This is a genomic window from Enterobacter sp. PL_is511, assembly GCF_055816065.1.
Genome location: NZ_JBVPGP010000024.1, coordinates 535,453 through 553,716 on the forward strand (window position 1 = coordinate 535,453; position 18,264 = coordinate 553,716).

Here is an 18,264-nt window from a genome sequence, read left to right on the forward strand (position 1 = left end):
GTGAGGGCATCAGGCCGCACTACAGCACCCACTCACTCCCTTCAACCCCGTTCACCCGCAGCGTACGTTTTTCCCCCGCCGGTAATGATACCTTCAGCGCCTTCCACGCCGGACGATAGTCGCCGCGCGCATTCACCTTCAGGTTGATACTTGCGCCGTCGCACACCATTTCCCATTCCACCCACAGCGCATTGCCGTTCTGGTATCCCCAGCTTTCGCCGTCGTCTTCAAACAGCATGCCCGAGGTTGTGCCGACGCCCTTCACAGGGAACAGCTTCAGTTCGCGGGCCGTATCTTTTTCGGCACTCACATGCGTGATGCGCTCGCTGAGCGGCAGACCGGCTCCGGCGCGCACCAGCAGCGGCAGTTTTTCCAGCGGCGCGTCGAGAACGATCGACTGGCCGCCCGCATACCACGCGTGGGTGTAAAAATCATACCAGCCGGTGTCGTTATCCGGCAGCCAGACGCGGCGCTCGCGCTGCCCGGCTTCGACGACGCTGGCCACCAGCAGGTCGCGGCCCAGCAGGAAGTCATCGCACTCTTCGAAGGTCTGCGCATCGTGCTCGTGGTCGAGGAAGGTCGGACGCAGCATCGGCTCGTCGTCGGCGTGCGCCTGCCAGAGCAGGGTGTAGAGATACGGCAGCAGGCGGTAGCGCAGCTCAACCGCGCCGCGAATGGCTGGGGTGACGCCCGGGTACATCCACGGCTCGTTCACCGTGTGGTCATCGTTCCACGAGTGAATGGTAAAGCGCGGATGCATCACGCCGTTCTGCACCCAGCGCACGAACAGCTCGGCGTCCGGCTTGTCGCCGGAGAAACCGCCCACGTCATGGCCGACGTTGAACAGCCCCGACAGGCTCATGCCCAGCCCCATGCGGATGTTATAGCGCAGCGTGTCCCAGCTGGTGCGGTTGTCGCCGCTCCAGGTCTGAACGTAGCGCTGCATCCCGGCGCAGCCGGAGCGGGAGATCAGATACGGGCGTTTTTCCGGCGCAAAGCGCTGCTGCGCTTCCAGCGAGGCGCGCATCATCAGCAGCGGCATGACCGGGCGAATGTGCTTGATGGCGATCTCCTTACCGAAGCCAAAGCAGCGCGCTTCCCCGTCCCACACTTCATATTCGTTGTTGTCGTTCCAGGTGGAGTCGATGCCCATCTCCAGCAGCTGCGTGGTGACGCCGTTCTGCCACCACTGCACCGTCTGCGGGTTGGTAAAGTCGAGGTGCGAGCCTTCGTCATCCCAGAAGCTGGAACGTTCGGGTGCATCGGTTTCTGAATCGCGAATGAACAGGCCGCTCTCCGCCACTTCGTTATAGCGAGGATGATCCTGCAGCAGGCACGGCTTGATGTTGGCGGCCAGCTTCAATCCCGCGTCGTGGAACGCCTGGCTCATTACCTTCGGCTGCGGCACCTTGTCGTAGTTCCAGTTGAAGACGTAGCGCTTGCCGTTGATGGAGGTATAGCCGGAGGAGAGCTGGAACGAGTCGCACGGAATGGCGTGCTCTTCGCACAGGCGGATGAAGTTCATCAGCTGGTTTTGCGCATCCGGCGCGTCGGTGTAGTGCATGGTCGAGCCGCTGTAGCCCAGGCTCCATTTCGGTCCGAACAGCGTTTTCCCGGTCAGACGCACGAAGGCTTTGGTGACGTCCAGCACGCGCCTGCCGGTAAAGATGTAGTAGTCGATATCGCCCGCTTCCGCCTGCCAGCGGCGATAGGCGGTGTGGTAGTTGTCGATTTCGTTACCCAGATCCAGCCAGCAGCTGCTCAGGTTGTCGTAGAACAGGCCGTAGCTGACGTCGTCGCGGCGGGCGATAGTGAACGGGATGTGCTTGTAGAGCGGATCGGTGCTGGCCGCGTTGTACCCCATTGCGTCGAGGTTGCGCATCTCATAGCGTTTACCGTTGCGCTGCAGATCGCCCGCTTTCTCGCCCAGGCCGTAGAAACGCTCGTCTTTACGACGGCTGAGGTAGTGCGCCACGCCGTCGCCGTGGGCGTTCAGCAGGTAGGCGCTGGTGGGGCGGTCATTGACCAGCGGCTGCCACTCGCCCGCCTCATCGCGGTAGTGCCACTCCAGCCACAGCGGCTGGTGGACGGTCACGCGCAGCTGTTCGGTTGCCACGGTTAGCGTCTCACCTTGCTGAGTCAGGTTCCAGGCCGGGCAGGTGAAGCCGCTTATGTCGTCACGACGGCGGCCTTCCCAGGGAACGTCTTGTTCCGGTGCGATGCTCCAGGTGCGGTCCAGCGCCAGCTCGCCTTTGCGTTTGATCAGTACGCGGAACAGGTTCTCTTCCAGCACATACAGGCACAGGCGGTGCTGGTTATCGACCAGCAGTTCCAGATGGTTTGCCGACTGCGTATCTACGGTCCAGTTTTTCAGGGTTTTCATATGCAATACATCCACTATCAGGCGCGCTTGGCGCGACGTTCAGCAATAAATGCTACCAGGAAGACAGCGCCAATCAGGTCAAAGAAGCCCATGGCGATAAAGAGCGGGTTAAAGCCGATTTTGTCGGCGGTAACACCGATTAACAGCGAGAACAGGAAGCTGGCGATCCACGCCGCCGAGCCGCGCATGCCGTTGACGGTCGCCATCTGGCCTTTGTCGAAGGACTCCACGACCAGGGCGCTCAGCATGCAGGAGATGATCTGGTGCCCGAAGCCGCCGATGGAGATCAGCACGATGGTGATATACGGGTCGCGGGTAATGGCCACGATGGCCAGCGAGATCATCAGGAACGCGCCGGTCACGGAGCTGGCGACGACCGAGTTAACGCGGGAGCAGCCGAACAGACGGGTGTACAGACGCGTCAGGTAGCCGCTCGCCACGCTGCCGAGGTCGGCGGCGAGGAACGGCAGCCAGGCAAACATCGCAATCTGCTTCAGGTCCATGCCGTGCTCTTTGGCGAGGTACAGCGGCACCCAGAAGCTCAGCACCGCCCAGGCGGGTTCCGCCATAAAGGCCGGGATGGCGATACCGTAGAAGCGTTTGTTTTTCGAGACGGTTTTCAGCGCGGTCAGGAAGGGCAGTTTGACGGCAGGCGGTTCGTTATCCTGCTTGATAAACGCCAGCTCGTCCTTGCTCAGGTTCGGGTGCTGCTCCGGGTTATGGTAGAACGCCCACCACAGGATCACCCACAGCAGCGCCAGCACGCCGGTAAACATAAACGCCCCCTGCCAGCCAAACGAGGCGTGAGCAAAGTAGATGATTGGCGGAGCCAGCATCGCGCCGATGGAGAAGCCCACGCCCGCCCAGCCGGCGGCAACAGGTCGTTCTGATTTCGGGAACCATTCACCGATGGTTTTGGCGTTAGCCGGGGTAGCGGCGGCCTCAGAGGCACCCATAAAGAAGCGCAAAATAGCCAGGTGCAGCCAGCTTCCGGCGCCCGCGTGGAAAATACACATCAGCGCCCAGATCCCGGCGCAGACCATAAAGCCAATCTTCAGGCCGATCACGTCAATCAGCCAGCCGCAGAGGGGCTGGAAAATGGTGTAGGCGATCTGGAACGCGCCAACGATCCAGGAGTACTGCTCGGTGGTGATCCCGAGGCTCTCTTTCAGCTCGGGGGCAAGAATGCCTAACGAATTTCGGGTGATGTAGTTAACGGTGACGCCAAGTAAGAACAGCACCAGCACGTACCAGCGCAGGTTCTTGATGACGCGACGGGTTTTGCTTGTCGCAACGGTGTTATTGATGTCCTGACTCATTTTACTCTCCACAAGACGGACGGTAAGGGGACGGAGGTTCAGGTGTCACACAGATTTTTATGCCTTTGATTTCTATCCGTTTAAATTGCTTAAGTTGGTATACAACTAGTATGGAAGTTGTGTGACAAGTTCACCTTAAGGGAGAAAATGAGTGGGCAATAGTGGATTTTGTGCAAAATTTCTCATAACTGACTCAACCACTCTGGCATGATGGCATTTATGTCAGTTATTGCCTGACGGATACGCTATGAAAATTTTTTCATTTCGCAAATGGAGCCAGATCACAAAATGGACAAAAGGCTAAAAATCACCGAAATCTCCGCCCGTACGCAGCTCTCGATCAGCACCGTGTCTCGGGTGCTGGCGGGGAAAGCGAATACCAGCGAAAAAGCGCGCGCAAAGGTGCTGGCGTGCGCGCGGGAGCTGGGGGTGATGGAGGGCATGGCGGCGGGACGGCTGCTGCTCAATAGCCTGGTGGTTTTTGCCCCCCAGCGCGCCTTCGACGAGCGGTCCGACATCTTTTACTACCGCGTGATCCAGAGCGTGAGTAAAGGCCTGGCATCCCACGATGTGCGCCTGCGCTACTGCGCGCTGGAAGAGAACGACAGCGATGCCCAGCTTTTTCTGGCGCGCATGAATGAGCCGGATACTCAGGCGGCAATCCTTCTCGGCATTGACGATCCCCATATTCACGATCTGGCGGTAGATGTGGGTAAACCCTGCATGCTAATTAACTGCCGCGACCGGCACATGCGTCTGCCTGTCGTTGCGCCGGATCACCGCGCCATTGGCGAGCGGGCGGCGGAATACCTGTTCGAGATGGGACACCGTGAGGTGATGAACGTGCTGTGCCTGCGTCGCTACACCATGGAGCTGCGCCTGTCGGGGATCCGCGACGCGTGGCAGTCCCACAACCTGACGTTCAGCGATAAACGCGATCTGCTGGTGGTGCCCAGCTTCAGCGCGCGCGAAACGGAACAGGCGGTCAGCAGCTGGCTCAGCGAAGTGCAGGGGAAAGATTTACCTACCGCGTTTCTGGTCGGCGGCGACTTTATGGCGGCGGGCACCATCAGCGCATTACAAAACCACGGTCTGCGCGTGCCGCAGGACGTGTCGGTGATGAGCATCGACGGGTTTAACCTGGCGGCGATCCAGGATGTTCCATTAACGGCCGTGCACGTTCCCCGCGACGAACTGGGAACCGAAGCGGTACACATGCTCCAGCAGCGGCTGATGCGCCCGGACGCGCCGGTGGGGACGTTGCTGCTTAACGGCACGCTGACCGTGCGGGATTCGGTACGGCGGATACGTCAGGGGAAACGACGCACCGCCGTGGAGCGGGAAGGGCTGTACGACAGTTAGACCATGCCCAGCGCGCGCTTGCCGTGGATGTTGAGATCGTTCACGGTAAAGCGGTCCTGCCAGCTCTTTTCATAATCTTCGCGCGGGAAGTCTCCCGGCGACGCGCCGGTCTCCAGCGCTTCCTTCACCTTCTTCGCATAGGCGAGGTTTTTCTCGCACATCGGCGCGGCAGGAATATACATCACGTTGCCCCAGCCCTGCTGATTGTCCACCGGCGCGACGGAGTGGATCACATCGCAGTGCCACCACACCGAATCACCCGCCTCGAGTGCCGGAATGCTGGTCAGCGCCTCGATGAGCAGCGGGTGCCACTTCTCGGAAACCGGCAGCACGCGCCCCGGCGCAACGCCGCACAGCTCGTCTTCCGGCACGTCGTCCAGCAGCGGACGCAGCAGAATGTACGCCATCGCTTCCGGGATGGGCACCACGTGCAGCAGCCCCTGTCCGGGGATCATGTCCGACAGCGCGGTCCAGCCCTGGAAGGTGCGGAATACCGAGCATTTGGTGGTGTTATCGACGGTATACTCTTCCACTTCGGTACGGTGCGCGGCGTTCCACGGATCGTATTTCTCGACGTTGCCGTCAAACACGCGGGCAAAGACCTGCTGATAAGCCGGCAACAGCCAGCGCTCCAGCGCGCCGGAGTCGGTATGCGCGCCGAGTCCTTTCGAGGTGGTACCTGGCGGACGGCGGCGGATACGGTCCGGATAAATCACGCTCACGTCCGGGTCAAACCACTGTTTGCCGTTGCTCTCGAATGTCCATAAACGGTTCAGGAACGACTGTACCTGCGCCATCTCTTCGCTCTGGCGCGCCTGCATCTGTGCCTGCGACCAGTAGATCGGGTAAATCTCCGGACGGGAGGCAGTCAAGGTACCAAAGAAGTTATCGCCTGGCCCTTTGTACACCTCGTCAAACTTGTTCAGATCGAGGTAGTCGAGCATTGACTGATCCCACGCCAGTGCCTGCTCGCGCGGGAAATGACCTTTAATCACCGCGCAGCCGCGGCGCTTAACGGCTTCGCGCTGCGCGTCGGTAATCGTGCCGTTTTTTACATCCGCGAACGGGATCGCCGGCCAGACGGATTCGCCTTTGTTTTTAAGGGCGTTGATTTCCGCCACGCGGGTGGCAATTTTATCGCTGAGCTTGTTAAACACCGCCTGCACGTCGCCGATCTGCGCGCGCAGCTCACGTTTCAACTGACGGATTGCCGCTTTGTGATCCGCTGGCAAAGTTTCACTGGTAAAGGTCATAACTGCCTCGCATCTTTCATTCGAAAGTAAAAATATCTACAAGTGATACTTTAAGTTAAAATTAAGTTAATGCAAGTTTAAAAACTTGACGCAAGCCACAGGACGGAAAAAGAATGATAAGCCGGAGCCAGGCTCCGGCGAGGAGAGGATCAGGCGTCGAACGGGGAGTGGTTGTCGAGCACGGCCTGAATAACGTTCAGCGCGCCCTGATGGTTGTTGTCGTCGGTGCTGTAGCGGCTGATTTCTTTGATGCTTTCCGCCGCGTTGCCCATCGCAAAGGAATATTTCACCAGCTTCAGCATCTCGGCATCGTTGCCGCTGTCGCCAATGGCCACGCACTCCTGCGGGGAGATTTTCCAGCGCTTCAGCAGACGGCTGATGCCGTTAGCTTTGTGCAGCCCGGGGATAATCAAATCCACAAAGCCAAAGCCGCTGGTGACGGGCTTCATGATGCCGTCCAGGGAGACGTGCAGCTTATCCACCAGGTTAGGGATATCGCTGTCCGGCAGGTTCAGGGAGAACTTAAACAGCACGTCGTCAATTTCACGGTAATCGCTGATGCGCTTTAAGCGATGGTAGTGCTTTGACATCAGCGCCACGAACGCTTCAGGGGCTTTGTCGCTCACGTAGGCACTCTCCAGCCCGCAGGCCACGAAGTTCAGCCCTTTATCTTTCAGCAGTTCGCCAATGACGATCTGCGATTCATGGCGGGTCAGCTCGCCGTGAAAAATTTGCTCCCCGCGATCGAACACCAGCGCGCCGTTTTCCGCCACGAAGGAGATCCTGTCTTTCAGCTCCGGAAAGAAGGAGATGAGCTGGTAATACTGATTGCCGCTGGCGACAACGAATTCAATGTCGCGGGCTTTAAGCTGCTCAAACTGTGCCTGGAAGCGGTCACGATCGTACTGCTTGGCATCATCAAGAAAAGTTCCGTCCATATCGGTGACGATAACTTTAACGGTCATACTGTGCTCCTGGGTCACTGCGTTTTGAAACATTCTAATAACAAGGTGACGGGGAGCACAAATTTAATTTCATTCGAAAGTAAAAGCAAAACGGCAACCGAGGTTGCCGTTTTTAGTGTTTTCTCCCTCTCCCCGTGGGAGAGGGCCGGGGTGAGGGCATCAGCGTGCGCATTTCCCCTTAGGGGATACACCGTTACAGCGTATGCTCAGTGCGGGCAATAATATCATCCTGCGCATCCGGCGACAGGGCGGTGAAGAACGCCGAGTAGCCCGCGACGCGCACCACCAGGTCACGATACTGGTCAGGGTGTTTCTTCGCCTCCAGCAGCGTGTCGCGGGAGACGATGTTGTACTGAATATGCCAGCCTTTGTGCACCTCGAAGAAGGTGCGCAGCAGCACCATCAGCTTCTGGCGATCGCTGTCGTTTTCCAGCGTTGACGGATTCAGCTTCTGGTTCAGCAGCACGCCGCCGAGAATCGCCTCGGTAGGCAGTTTACCCACCGACCCGATCACCGCTGTCGGGCCGAGGTGATCGGTACCGGAAGCCGGGCTTGCCCCTTCCGCCAGCGGGGTGTGCGCCTTACGTCCGTCTGGCGTCGCCATCGTCGCCGCGCCAAACGGCACGTTCGCGGAAATGGAAGAGGTGCCCGCGTAATAGTTACCGCCAATCGGGCCGCGGCCATAGCGCGGGTTGTGGTACTGCTTCAGCTCTTCAATGTAGGTCTGATAGGCACGGGTCAGCAGCATATCCACGCTGTCGTCGTCGTTGCCGTACTTCGGCGCGCCGTTGATCAGGCGCTGACGCAGCTGCTCGTGGGTCAGCCCGTCGAAGTCATCCGCCAGGGCGGCCGCCAGCTGCTGTTGACCGATGACGCCCTGCTCGAACACCAGCTTCTTCACCGCCGCCAGGCTGTTGCCGAGGTTGGCGATGCCCACCTGCAGGCCGGAGACCCAGTCATACTTCGCGCCGCCCTGCTTGATGCTTTTCGCGCGCTCGATGCAGTCGTCCACCAGCGCCGAGCAGAGAATATCGTGGACGTTCTCTTCCAGCATGGTGTCCACCACGTACTCAATCTCGATGGATTTACGGGTGTAGTAGCGGATCTGGGTATCCCACGCCGCCATCACCTCGTCGAAATTGTTGAAGTTACCGGCAGAGAGCGCTTTTTCCTGCGGCAGGAACACCTTGCCGCTGGTGGCGTCGCGCCCGCCTTCCAGCGCCGCCAGCATGACGCGGGCGAAGTTGATAAAGCTCATGCCGGTGCAGCGGTAGCCCCACTTGCCGCCCACCGCGGTTTCGATGCAGCCAATCGCCGCGTAGTCGTAGGCGTCGTCGCGCTCAATGCCGAGCTTGATGAATTCCGGGATCACGATTTCGTCGTTGTTGAACGCCGGCATCCCGAAGCCGCAGCGGATCACCTGCACGCAGGCGTCGAGGAAGTCGTTGCTCATGCCCGCGTGATAGCGCACGCTCAGGTTCGGCTGGGTGGAGCGCAGACGGCCGCAGGATTCCAGAATCGCGTACGAGAGCGGGTTCACCGCGTCCATCGGCTCACCGTTGACCAGCTTCTGGCCGCCGATGGTGACGTTCTGGTACAGCGGGCTACCGGCGGAAGCCTTGGAGTGCGAGCCGGAGCGGATCTTGTTCACTTCCAGCAGCTTCAGCCAGCAGCTGTGCAGCAGCTCGATGGCGTGTTCGCGGTCGAGGCTCTGGTTCAGCTCCACGTCGCGGCGGTAGTACGGATAGAGATACTGATCCATACGCGCGAAGGAGACGGAGTGGCCGTTGGACTCAATCTGCAGGATCAGCTGAATGAAGTAGCACAGCTGCAGCGCCTGCCAGAAGGTTTTTGGCGGCTCGTGAGCAATCACGTCGCAGTTTTCTGCCATCGCCAGCAGCTCGTCGCGGCGGCTTGCGCGGGTTTCGGTTGAGGCCATCTCGCGCGCCAGATCGGCGAAGCGTTTGATGTGCAGGCTCACCGCTTCCAGCACGATATCAATTGCCTTCAGGAACTGATCGCCGTGCAGGTCTTCCAGCACCGTCAGGTTGATGCGCGAGCGGCGCTCGGCCACTTTGGCGCGCAGGCCGTCGAGACCTTTCTCCAGCACCAGTGGGAAGTTCACCGCCAGGTGCGCGTCGCCGGAAGTCATGTTGCCTTCGGCTTTGATAATGCCGGTGTCCAGCAGGCCTTTCTGCTCGTCGGTGAACATGCCGTAGCAGCGGTCCTGCACCGTCTGGCCGCGCCACCACGGGCAGATCTCGTGCAGGACGCGCTTGTTCTCTTCGCTCACCGCAAAGCCCGCGCCCGGGCGATCCGCCAGGTCGTCGATCTCTTTTTCAATCCAGGAGACGGTGTATTCCGGGAAGATCGGTGCTGCGCGCACTTCGCTTGCCTGGTTACCAATAATCAGCTCGTCGTGTTTGATCCAGATGGTACGCTCGGCCAGGTGATGGGCCAGCGCCAGGGCGCGACGGACCGGGATCGGCTTGTCCATGTGCTGCTGGTACATTTCGGTGTAATGCTGCGCGCGCTCGGTACAGACCGGCGGCTTAACGATATGCACCAGCGCCGTTTTGTGCGCCTTAATGCGCTCGCTGAGGGTATTGAGATTCAGGGTTGTCATAGGTTTATCCTCGTAAGGTCGCGGTTAACCCTTTCTGGCAGGCGTACTGCTGCGCGAAGTCCAGCAGGGCAGGGTTATCCAGCGGTTTGTCAGGGGCAGAGTAGGGTTGGCCGAGCAGGGTGTATTTGTTCATGCCCAGCGTGTGATACGGCAGAAAATGAATATCGTGGACGCCGAGTTCATCGGCAGCGAAGTTGGTAATGGCGGTGATGGAGGCTTCATCCGCGTTGAAGCCCTGGATCAGCGGCACGCGGATGGTGATTTTTTTCCCGGCAGCGGCCAGGCGTTTCAGGTTGTCCAGGATGCGCTTAGCCGAACCGTCCGTCCACTGTTTGAACACGTCACCATCGACGTGCTTCAGGTCGGCGAGGAACAGATCGACGTAGGGTAATGACGACTCGATATAATGCCACGGCACGTGAAGGCAGGTTTCGACGGCGGTGTGGATACCCTGGTCATGGCTGGCTTTAAACAGGGCCTGCGCCAGTTCAGGGTTCATAAACGGTTCGCCGCCGGAGAGGGTGATCCCGCCGCCGCTGCGGTCGTAGAAGGGTTTATCGCGCAGTACGGTCGCCATGATCTCCTCGACCTGCTGCTCTTCACCGCAGACGGTCAGCGCCTGCGTCGGGCAGCAGTCGGTCAGGGCATTAAGCGTCTCTTCACTTAATTTCTCACGATGAATGACCATCCCGTTCAGCGCACGTTCGATACAGTCCGGTGCCGCCTGCTGGCACAGGTCGCAGCCGTCCAGACACAGGCGCGCATCAAACAGCACGTCCCGGCTGCGGGAGCGGCTTTCCGGGTTCTGGCACCAGCGACAGCCCAGCGAGCAGCCTTTCAGGAACACCACGGTTCGAATGCCGGGGCCATCGTGGGTAGAGTAACGCTGAATATTGAAGATCATGATTTCGCCTCTCATCTTGCATATGAATATTAAATTACTTTCGAATGAAAGTTATCTTGATGCAGGTCAACTCTTGAGCAGGTTTTGTCGTGATAGGGTAAGTGCAGGCTAATTTTGAGGGTGACATCATGGAACTTTATCTCGACACATCTGACGTTGCGGCAGTCAAAAAGCTGGCGCGTATCTTCCCGCTGGCGGGCGTGACCACCAACCCAAGCATTGTGGCGGCAGGTAAAACGCCGCTGGACGTGTTGCTGCCCGCGCTGCACGACGCGCTGGGTGGTAAAGGTCGTCTGTTCGCTCAGGTAATGGCGACCACCGCCGAAGGGATGGTGGAGGACGCGCGTAAGCTGCGCGCCATCATTAACGATCTGGTGGTGAAAGTGCCGGTGACCGCAGAGGGGCTGGCGGCAATCAAGATGCTGAAAGCGGAAGGCATCCCGACGCTGGGCACGGCGGTGTACGGCGCCGCGCAGGGGATGCTCTCCGCGCTGGCGGGTGCCGAGTATGTGGCGCCTTACGTTAACCGCGTGGACGCGCAGGGCGGGGACGGGATCCAGACCGTGGTTGAATTACAGCAGCTGCTGACGCTGCACGCCCCGCAGTCAAAGGTGCTGGCCGCGAGCTTTAAAACCCCGCGTCAGGCGCTGGACTGCCTGCTGGCAGGGTGCGAGTCCATCACGCTGCCTCTGGACGTGGCGCAGCAGTTTATTACCTCTCCGGCAGTGGATGCGGCGATCGTGAAGTTTGAGCAGGACTGGCAGGGGGCGTTTGGACGGACGTCGATCTGACGCGGTTGCCGGGTGGCGCTGACGCTTACCCGGCCTACGGTTTTCTCCCTCTCCCTGTGGGAGAGGGCCGGGGTGAGGGCATCAGGCCGCAGCAGGGTTTACCCTCCGCAAACCTCACACCCCGGGTTACGCATCAGCTTCATCTCGCGGAACTGGCAGGTCATCGCGTCATACATCACGATTTTCCCCGCTGCGGGCGTGCCGTAGTTCGCCAGCACTTTGATCGCTTCCATTGCCTGCAATGAGCCAATCACGCCGACGAGCGGCGCCATCACGCCCGCCTCAACGCAGGTCAGCGCATTCTCGCCAAACAGACGGCTCAGGCAGCGATAGCAGGGTTCACCCTCGGCGTACGTGAAGACGCTGATTTGCCCCTCCATGCGGATCGCCGCGCCGGAGACCAGTGGAATTTTGTGGGCAAAACAGCCCGCGTTCAGCTGGTTGCGGACGGCGACGTTATCCGTGCAGTCCAGCACCAGGTCGTGCTGCGCAATCTGCGCGGACAACGCGTCGTCATCCAGCATTGCATCAATCAACGTGAACTGAACGTGGGGGTTGATGCGCGTCAGCGCCGTGCGGGCGGATTCCACTTTCGGCTGGCCCACCGTCGCGTCGCTGTGCAGCGTCTGGCGCTGCAGGTTCGAGACCGATACGGTATCGAAATCCAGCAGCGTCATTTTTCCCACGCCCGCCGCGGCAAGATACTGCGCGGCGGCGCAGCCCAGACCGCCCAGACCGACAACCAGTACGCTGGCTGCCTTGAGCGCTTCCTGGCCCTCGAAATCGAATCCGCGCAGCACAATCTGGCGGTTGTAGCGCATCATCTCCGGGTCGCTCAGCTCCACCGTCATGTCAGCCTCCGAACAGGTGGTTAAAACGTTCTACCTCAACCCACTCGCCGGCTTCCACGTTACCGCGCTCGCGCTCCAGCACGATAAAGCAGTTGCCCTGGCTGAAGGAGCTGAAAATGTGCGAGCCCTGGTGCCCGGTGGTGCTCACTTCGAGCTCGCCGTCCGCGTTGCGCGCCAGAATGCCGCGCTGGAAATCGAGGCGGCCCGGTGATTTTTTCAGGCGCGTGGCGGCACGAACGCGCTGGCGTTCCGGCAGCGGGTTAGCATTGTTGCCGGAAAGCTTCGCCAGCAGCGGGATCACCAGCTGGTAGAAGGTGAGTGCCGCCGAGACCGGGTTACCCGGCAGGCCGCAGAACCAGCTGTGTGAAAGCTTGCCAAACGCGAACGGTTTGCCCGGCTTGATCGCCAGCTTCCAGAAGCCGATCTCACCCAGCTCCTCGAGGATGGTTTTGGTGTAATCCGCTTCGCCCACGGAGACGCCGCCGGAGCTGATGACCACGTCGGCTGCGTTATCCGCCTCGATAAACGCGGCGCGCAGTTTTTCCGGATCGTCAGGAATGATGCCGAGGTTAATCACGTCGCAGCCCAGCTGCTCCAGCATCAGGTGTACCGCCAGGCGGTTGGTATCGTAAATCTGGCCGTCCTGCAGCGGCTGCCCCGGAAGCTGTAGCTCGTCGCCGGTGGAGAAAACGGCAACGCGCACTTTACGGATAACGTCGATGTCCGCGATGCCGAGCGAGGCCAGGACCGGCAGCTCCGCCACCGTCAGCTTCTGTCCGGCAGCAAAGACCGTCGCGCCGAGGGTAATGTCCTCGCCGGTACGGCGGATGTTCTGGCCCGCTTTGACGCTCGCGGTAAAACGCACGCTGTCGTCGGTCTGTTCGGTCTCTTCCTGCATCACCACGGCGTCGCAGCCTGCCGGAACCGGTGCGCCGGTCATAATGCGCACGCAGGTGCCCGCAGGCCATTCACCGCTAAACGGCTGACCCGCAAAGGCTTTACCCGCCACCGGCAGGGCGTTACCCGTCTGGAGATCCGCCAGGCGTACCGCGTAACCGTCCATCGCGGAGTTATCAAACCCCGGCACGTTAAGCGGAGAGACGATATTGCGCGCGGCAATACGGCCAAAACAGCGCACGAGGGGCAGCGTCTCAACGTCATGCAGCGGGGAAACTCGGTCAAGCATCTGCGTGAGTGCCGTCTCAAGCGGCATCAGTCCGGCGGTAAAATCCATGGTAGGCTCCTGCGGAGTAACAACGAAAGCGCTCATTATGGCAGAAAAGTGCGGCTAACTGTATGACCGAAGGGTGCACGCTTTACATCACTGTTACGTCTTTCTATATTCAAAAATCATCTGAAGTTTCGTCGACGATAATGATATTTATAGAAAAAGCCGCAAAACAGGCTAACGGGTGATGCGAATGGTTAAGGCGGTAATCGCAATTCATGGCGGGGCCGGGGCAATCACCCGAGCACAGCTCACGCCTGAGCAGGAAAAACGTTACATCGACGCGCTGTACGCCATTGTGGAAACGGGCCAGAGAATGCTGGAAGCGGGCGAAAGCGCGCTGGACGTGGTCACCGAGGCGGTGCGCCTGCTGGAAGAGTGCCCGTTATTTAATGCGGGGATCGGTTCGGTCTTTACCCGGGATGAAACGCACGAGCTGGATGCCTGCGTGATGGACGGCGTCACCCTGAAAGCGGGGGTTGTGGCGGGCGTCAGCCACCTGCGTAACCCGGTGCTGGCCGCGCGTCTGGTGATGGAAGCGAGTCCGCACGTGCTGCTGACGGGCGCGGGGGCGGAGAGGTTTGCCTTCGAACACGGAATGGAGCCGGTATCGCCGGATCTGTTTTCCACGGAAGCGCGCTATCAGCAGCTGCTGGAAGCCCGTTCGGCGGGCATGACGCAGCTTGACCACAGTGCGCCGCTTGATGAAACCACCAAAATGGGCACGGTCGGCGCGGTGGCGCTGGATAAAGCCGGGAACCTCGCGGCGGCGACGTCAACGGGCGGGATGACCAACAAGCTTCCCGGACGCGTCGGCGACAGCCCGCTGCCGGGCGCCGGCTGCTATGCCAATAACGCGACGGCGGCGGTGTCGTGTACCGGAACCGGGGAAGTGTTTATCCGCGCCCTCGCGGCCTACGACATCACCGCGCTGATGGATTACGGCGGCTTAAGCCTGAGCGAGGCCTGCGAGCGCGTGGTAATGGAAAAACTGCCTGCCCTGGGCGGCGTCGGCGGACTCATTGCGGTGGATCGTGAGGGCAACGTGGCACTGCCGTTCAACAGCGAAGGCATGTATCGCGCCTGGGGTTATGCCGGTGATGAACCGAGCACGGGCATCTATCGTGAATAAGGGGGCAGCGCGTGCCGCACAGTGAAGAACTGGACAACCGCGAAGTGCTGGCTGTCCATCAGCTCGATATTGCGTTTCAGGAAGAGCGGCAGTTCATCCCCGCAGTACAGAATTTATCGTTCACGCTCAGGCGCGGCGAGACGCTGGCGATTGTTGGCGAGTCCGGCTCCGGGAAATCGGTTACCGCGCTGGCGCTGATGCGCCTGCTGGAACAGACGGGCGGGCAAATCAGCAGCGAGAAAATGCTCCTGCGCCGCCGCAATCGTCAGGTCATTGATTTAAATGAGCTAAGCGGTTCGCAGATGCAGAGCGTGCGCGGGGCGGATATTGCGATGATCTTCCAGGAGCCGATGACCTCCCTGAACCCGGTGTTCCCGGTCGGGGAGCAAATTGCCGAGTCCATCCGCCTGCATCAGGGGCTGAGCGGCGATGAAGCGCTCAAAGAGGCCCGACGGATGCTGGAGCTGGTGCGCATTCCGGAGGCGCAGGCCATCCTGAGCCGCTATCCGCATCAGCTTTCCGGCGGCATGCGACAGCGGGTGATGATTGCCATGGCGCTCTCCTGCCGTCCGGCGGTGCTGATCGCCGATGAACCGACGACGGCGCTGGACGTGACGATTCAGGCGCAGATCCTGCAGCTCATCAAGGTGCTGCAGCAGGAGATGGAGATGGGGGTGATTTTCATCACCCACGATATGGGCGTGGTCGCCGATATCGCCGATCGGGTGCTGGTGATGCACAAGGGCAGCGCGGTGGAAACCGGACCGGTTGAACAGATTTTTCACGCGCCCGCGCATCCTTACACCAAAGCGCTGCTGGCGGCGGTTCCGCGTCTGGGGGCGATGAACGGTAGCGATTTGCCGCGCCGCTTCCCCCTGATTTCTCTCGAGGCGTCTGAGCAGCAGGAGGATGAGCGCGAGCAGGACACCGTGGTGCCGGGTAAGCCCATTCTGGAAGTGCGCGATTTAGTCACCCGCTTTCCGCTGCGCAGCGGCGTACTGAACCGGGTGAAGCGCGAAGTGCACGCGGTGGAAAACGTCAGTTTCGATCTCTGGCCGGGTGAAACGCTGGCGCTGGTGGGGGAGTCCGGCTGCGGTAAATCTACCACCGGACGCGCGTTGCTCCGTCTGGTGGAGTCACAGGAAGGCAGCATTACCTTTAACGGTGAGCGCATTGATACCCTTCCGGACAGCAGGCTGCAGGCGGTGCGGCGAGATATTCAGTTTATTTTCCAGGATCCCTATGCCTCCCTCGATCCGCGCCATACGGTGGGGTATTCGATCATGGAGCCGCTGCGGGTACATAACCTGCTCGACGGCGAAGCGGCACAGCGTCGCGTGGCCTGGCTGCTGGAGCGCGTCGGCCTGAAGCCGGAGCATGCCTGGCGTTATCCGCACGAGTTTTCCGGCGGACAGCGGCAGCGTATCTGCATCGCCCGCGCGCTGGCGCTAAACCCGAAAGTGGTGATTGCCGATGAGTCCGTCTCGGCGCTGGATGTCTCTATCCGGGCGCAGATCATCAACTTATTGCTGGATTTACAGCGGGATATGGGCATTGCCTTTCTGTTTATCTCGCACGACATGGCGGTGGTCGAGCGCATCAGCCATCGCGTGGCGGTGATGTTTATGGGGCAAATCGTGGAAATTGGTCCGCGAAGAGCGGTGTTTGAGAACCCACAGCACCCGTACACCCGCAAGCTCATCGCGGCGGTCCCGGTAGCCGATCCCGCGCATCGTCACGGCCAGCGCGTGCTGCTGCAGGATGAAATGCCGAGCAATATTCGTAAGCGCGGCGAGGCCGTGGAGCGCGTGACGCTGCGCGAGGTCAGTCCGGGTCATTTCGTGGCGCCCCCGCGTCAGGACAATGCCTTTTCGCGGTTATAACTTTCAACAGGCAGGAGAACACAATGGTTACATTTGTAGCGAGTAGATGGTTGTTAGCCGCGAGCGTGACGGCAGCCCTGGCCGCTGCCCCCGCGTTCGCTGCCAAAGATGTGGTGGTCGCCGTCGGCTCCAATTTCACCACGCTCGATCCGTATGACGCCAACGACACGCTCTCTCAGGCGGTGGCGAAATCGTTCTACCAGGGCCTGTTTGGCCTGGATAAAGAGATGAAGCTCAAAAACGTGCTGGCGGAGGGGTACACCGTGTCCGACGACGGACTGGTGTATACCATCAAGCTCAGGACCGGCGTGAAGTTCCAGGATGGGACAGATTTCAATGCGGAGGCGGTGAAGGTTAACCTCGATCGCGCCAGCAATCCGGAAAATAGCCTCAAGCGCTATAACCTGTATAAAAATATCGCCAGCACCGAGGTGGTCGACCCGGCAACGGTAAAAATCACCCTGAAAGAGCCGTTCTCCGCGTTTATCAATATTCTGGCGCATCCGGCAACGGCGATGATTTCCCCTGCCGCGCTGAAGAAATACGGCAAGGAGATCGGCTTCCACCCCGTTGGCACCGGCCCTTACGAACTGCTCACCTGGAACCAGACCGATTTTGTGAAGGTGAAGAAATTCGCCGGATACTGGCAGCAGGGGCTGCCGAAGCTCGATACCATCACCTGGCGCCCGGTGGTGGACAACAATACCCGCGCGGCGATGCTGCAAACCGGCGAGGCGCAGTTTGCCTTCCCGATCCCGTATGAGCAGGCCGCCATTCTGCAGAAAAACAGCAAGCTGGAGCTGGTCGCCAGCCCGTCGATCATGCAGCGTTACATCAGCATGAACGTCACGCAAAAGCCGTTCGATAACCCGAAGGTGCGTGAGGCCATCAACTACGCCATTAACCGTCAGGCGCTGGTGAAGGTCGCCTTTGCGGGCTATGCCACTCCGGCCACCGGCGTGCTGCCGCCGGCTATCGCCTATGCGCAAAGCTATCAGCCGTGGCCGTACGATCCGGCCAAAGCGCGCGAGCTGCTGAAAGAGGCGGGCTTCCCGAACGGCTTCAGCACCACGCTGTGGTCCTCGCATAATCACAGTACCGCTCAGAAGGTGCTGCAGTTTACCCAGCAGCAGCTGGCGCAGGTCGGCATCAAGGCGCAGGTGACCGCGATGGATGCCGGGCAGCGTGCGGCAGAGGTGGAGGGGAAAGGACAGAAAGAGAGCGGCGTGCGGATGTTCTATACCGGCTGGTCGGCCTCGACCGGTGAAGCAGACTGGGCGCTGTCGCCGCTGTTTGCCTCGCAGAACTGGCCGCCAACCCTGTTCAACACCGCGTTTTACAGCAACCCGCAGGTGGACAAAGACCTGGCCGATGCCCTGAAAACCACCAAGCCGGAGGAGAAAGCACGTCTCTACAAGGACGCGCAGGACATCATCTGGAAAGAGTCGCCGTGGGTGCCGCTGGTGGTAGAGAAACTGGTGTCAGCCCATAATAAAGCGTTGACCGGGTTCTACATTATGCCGGATACGGGCTTTAGCTTTGACGATGCGGATTTAAAATAAACCTC

At 60.1% G+C, this 18,264-nt stretch carries 13 protein-coding genes; 5 read left to right on the forward strand and 8 right to left on the reverse strand.

Annotated features, from left to right (window positions below; genetic code table 11):
- Positions 1 to 19: 19 nt before the first annotated feature.
- On the reverse strand, positions 20 to 2,383 hold the full coding sequence (locus tag AC0TN7_RS17990) for a glycoside hydrolase family 31 protein (protein ID WP_473702316.1): 2,364 nt from the start codon (positions 2,381 to 2,383) through the stop codon (positions 20 to 22).
- 17 nt (positions 2,384 to 2,400) lie between these two features.
- Positions 2,401 to 3,702, reverse strand: a complete 1,302-nt coding sequence (locus AC0TN7_RS17995) for an MFS transporter (protein ID WP_024908695.1) — start codon at positions 3,700 to 3,702, stop codon at positions 2,401 to 2,403.
- Between the two features lie 288 nt (positions 3,703 to 3,990).
- Between AC0TN7_RS17995 and AC0TN7_RS18000 the strand changes: the two genes are divergently transcribed.
- A complete protein-coding gene (locus AC0TN7_RS18000; protein WP_473702317.1) occupies positions 3,991 to 5,064 on the forward strand; it encodes a LacI family DNA-binding transcriptional regulator in 1,074 nt (357 codons plus the stop codon).
- On the opposite strand, the gene AC0TN7_RS18005 is transcribed toward AC0TN7_RS18000, so the two are convergent.
- The 4 genes from AC0TN7_RS18005 to AC0TN7_RS18020 all read right to left on the reverse strand — a co-directional run bounded on the left by AC0TN7_RS18005 (position 5,061) and on the right by AC0TN7_RS18020 (position 10,812).
- Complete coding sequence (locus AC0TN7_RS18005) at positions 5,061 to 6,317, reverse strand: DUF1479 domain-containing protein (protein WP_157188811.1); 1,257 nt, start codon at positions 6,315 to 6,317, stop codon at positions 5,061 to 5,063. The genes AC0TN7_RS18000 and AC0TN7_RS18005 overlap by 4 nt on opposite strands.
- Positions 6,318 to 6,466: 149 nt before the next feature.
- The gene (locus AC0TN7_RS18010) at positions 6,467 to 7,282 is read right to left on the reverse strand and encodes a Cof-type HAD-IIB family hydrolase (RefSeq protein ID WP_148769777.1); all 816 of its coding nucleotides are present in this window, start codon (positions 7,280 to 7,282) and stop codon (positions 6,467 to 6,469) included.
- Between the two features lie 193 nt (positions 7,283 to 7,475).
- Entirely contained in the window at positions 7,476 to 9,908 is a 2,433-nt protein-coding gene (locus AC0TN7_RS18015) for a formate C-acetyltransferase/glycerol dehydratase family glycyl radical enzyme (protein WP_473702318.1), read from the reverse strand.
- Positions 9,909 to 9,912: 4 nt separating this feature from the next.
- Entirely contained in the window at positions 9,913 to 10,812 is a 900-nt protein-coding gene (locus AC0TN7_RS18020; protein ID WP_473702319.1) for a glycyl-radical enzyme activating protein, read from the reverse strand.
- A 128-nt stretch (positions 10,813 to 10,940) separates the two neighbouring features.
- Here AC0TN7_RS18020 and fsa point away from each other — a divergent pair, with 128 nt between their 5' ends.
- A complete protein-coding gene (fsa, locus tag AC0TN7_RS18025) occupies positions 10,941 to 11,603 on the forward strand; it encodes a fructose-6-phosphate aldolase (protein ID WP_409245071.1) in 663 nt (220 codons plus the stop codon).
- A gap of 98 nt (positions 11,604 to 11,701) precedes the next feature.
- Here the strand turns inward: fsa and moeB are convergent, their stop codons facing one another.
- Together moeB and moeA are read right to left on the reverse strand one after the other, a co-directional pair.
- Positions 11,702 to 12,454 carry a molybdopterin-synthase adenylyltransferase MoeB gene (moeB, locus tag AC0TN7_RS18030; protein ID WP_024908688.1) on the reverse strand — a complete coding sequence of 251 codons (753 nt, stop codon included), beginning with the start codon at positions 12,452 to 12,454 and terminating at the stop codon, positions 11,702 to 11,704.
- Between the two features lies 1 nt (position 12,455).
- Positions 12,456 to 13,688 (reverse strand): molybdopterin molybdotransferase MoeA, encoded by a 1,233-nt coding sequence (gene moeA, locus AC0TN7_RS18035; RefSeq protein WP_473702320.1) that lies wholly within the window; start codon positions 13,686 to 13,688, stop codon positions 12,456 to 12,458.
- Positions 13,689 to 13,875: 187 nt separating this feature from the next.
- Here moeA and iaaA point away from each other — a divergent pair, with 187 nt between their 5' ends.
- Genes iaaA through gsiB form a run of 3 tightly spaced genes read left to right on the forward strand, consistent with a single transcriptional unit; the run spans position 13,876 to position 18,259 of the window.
- The gene (gene iaaA, locus AC0TN7_RS18040; protein ID WP_473702321.1) at positions 13,876 to 14,814 is read left to right on the forward strand and encodes a beta-aspartyl-peptidase; all 939 of its coding nucleotides are present in this window, start codon (positions 13,876 to 13,878) and stop codon (positions 14,812 to 14,814) included.
- Between the two features lie 11 nt (positions 14,815 to 14,825).
- Positions 14,826 to 16,697 (forward strand): glutathione ABC transporter ATP-binding protein GsiA, encoded by a 1,872-nt coding sequence (gene gsiA / locus AC0TN7_RS18045; RefSeq protein ID WP_024908685.1) that lies wholly within the window; start codon positions 14,826 to 14,828, stop codon positions 16,695 to 16,697.
- A 23-nt stretch (positions 16,698 to 16,720) separates the two neighbouring features.
- A complete protein-coding gene (gsiB, locus tag AC0TN7_RS18050) occupies positions 16,721 to 18,259 on the forward strand; it encodes a glutathione ABC transporter substrate-binding protein GsiB (RefSeq protein ID WP_024908684.1) in 1,539 nt (512 codons plus the stop codon).
- Positions 18,260 to 18,264: the final 5 nt, after the last annotated feature.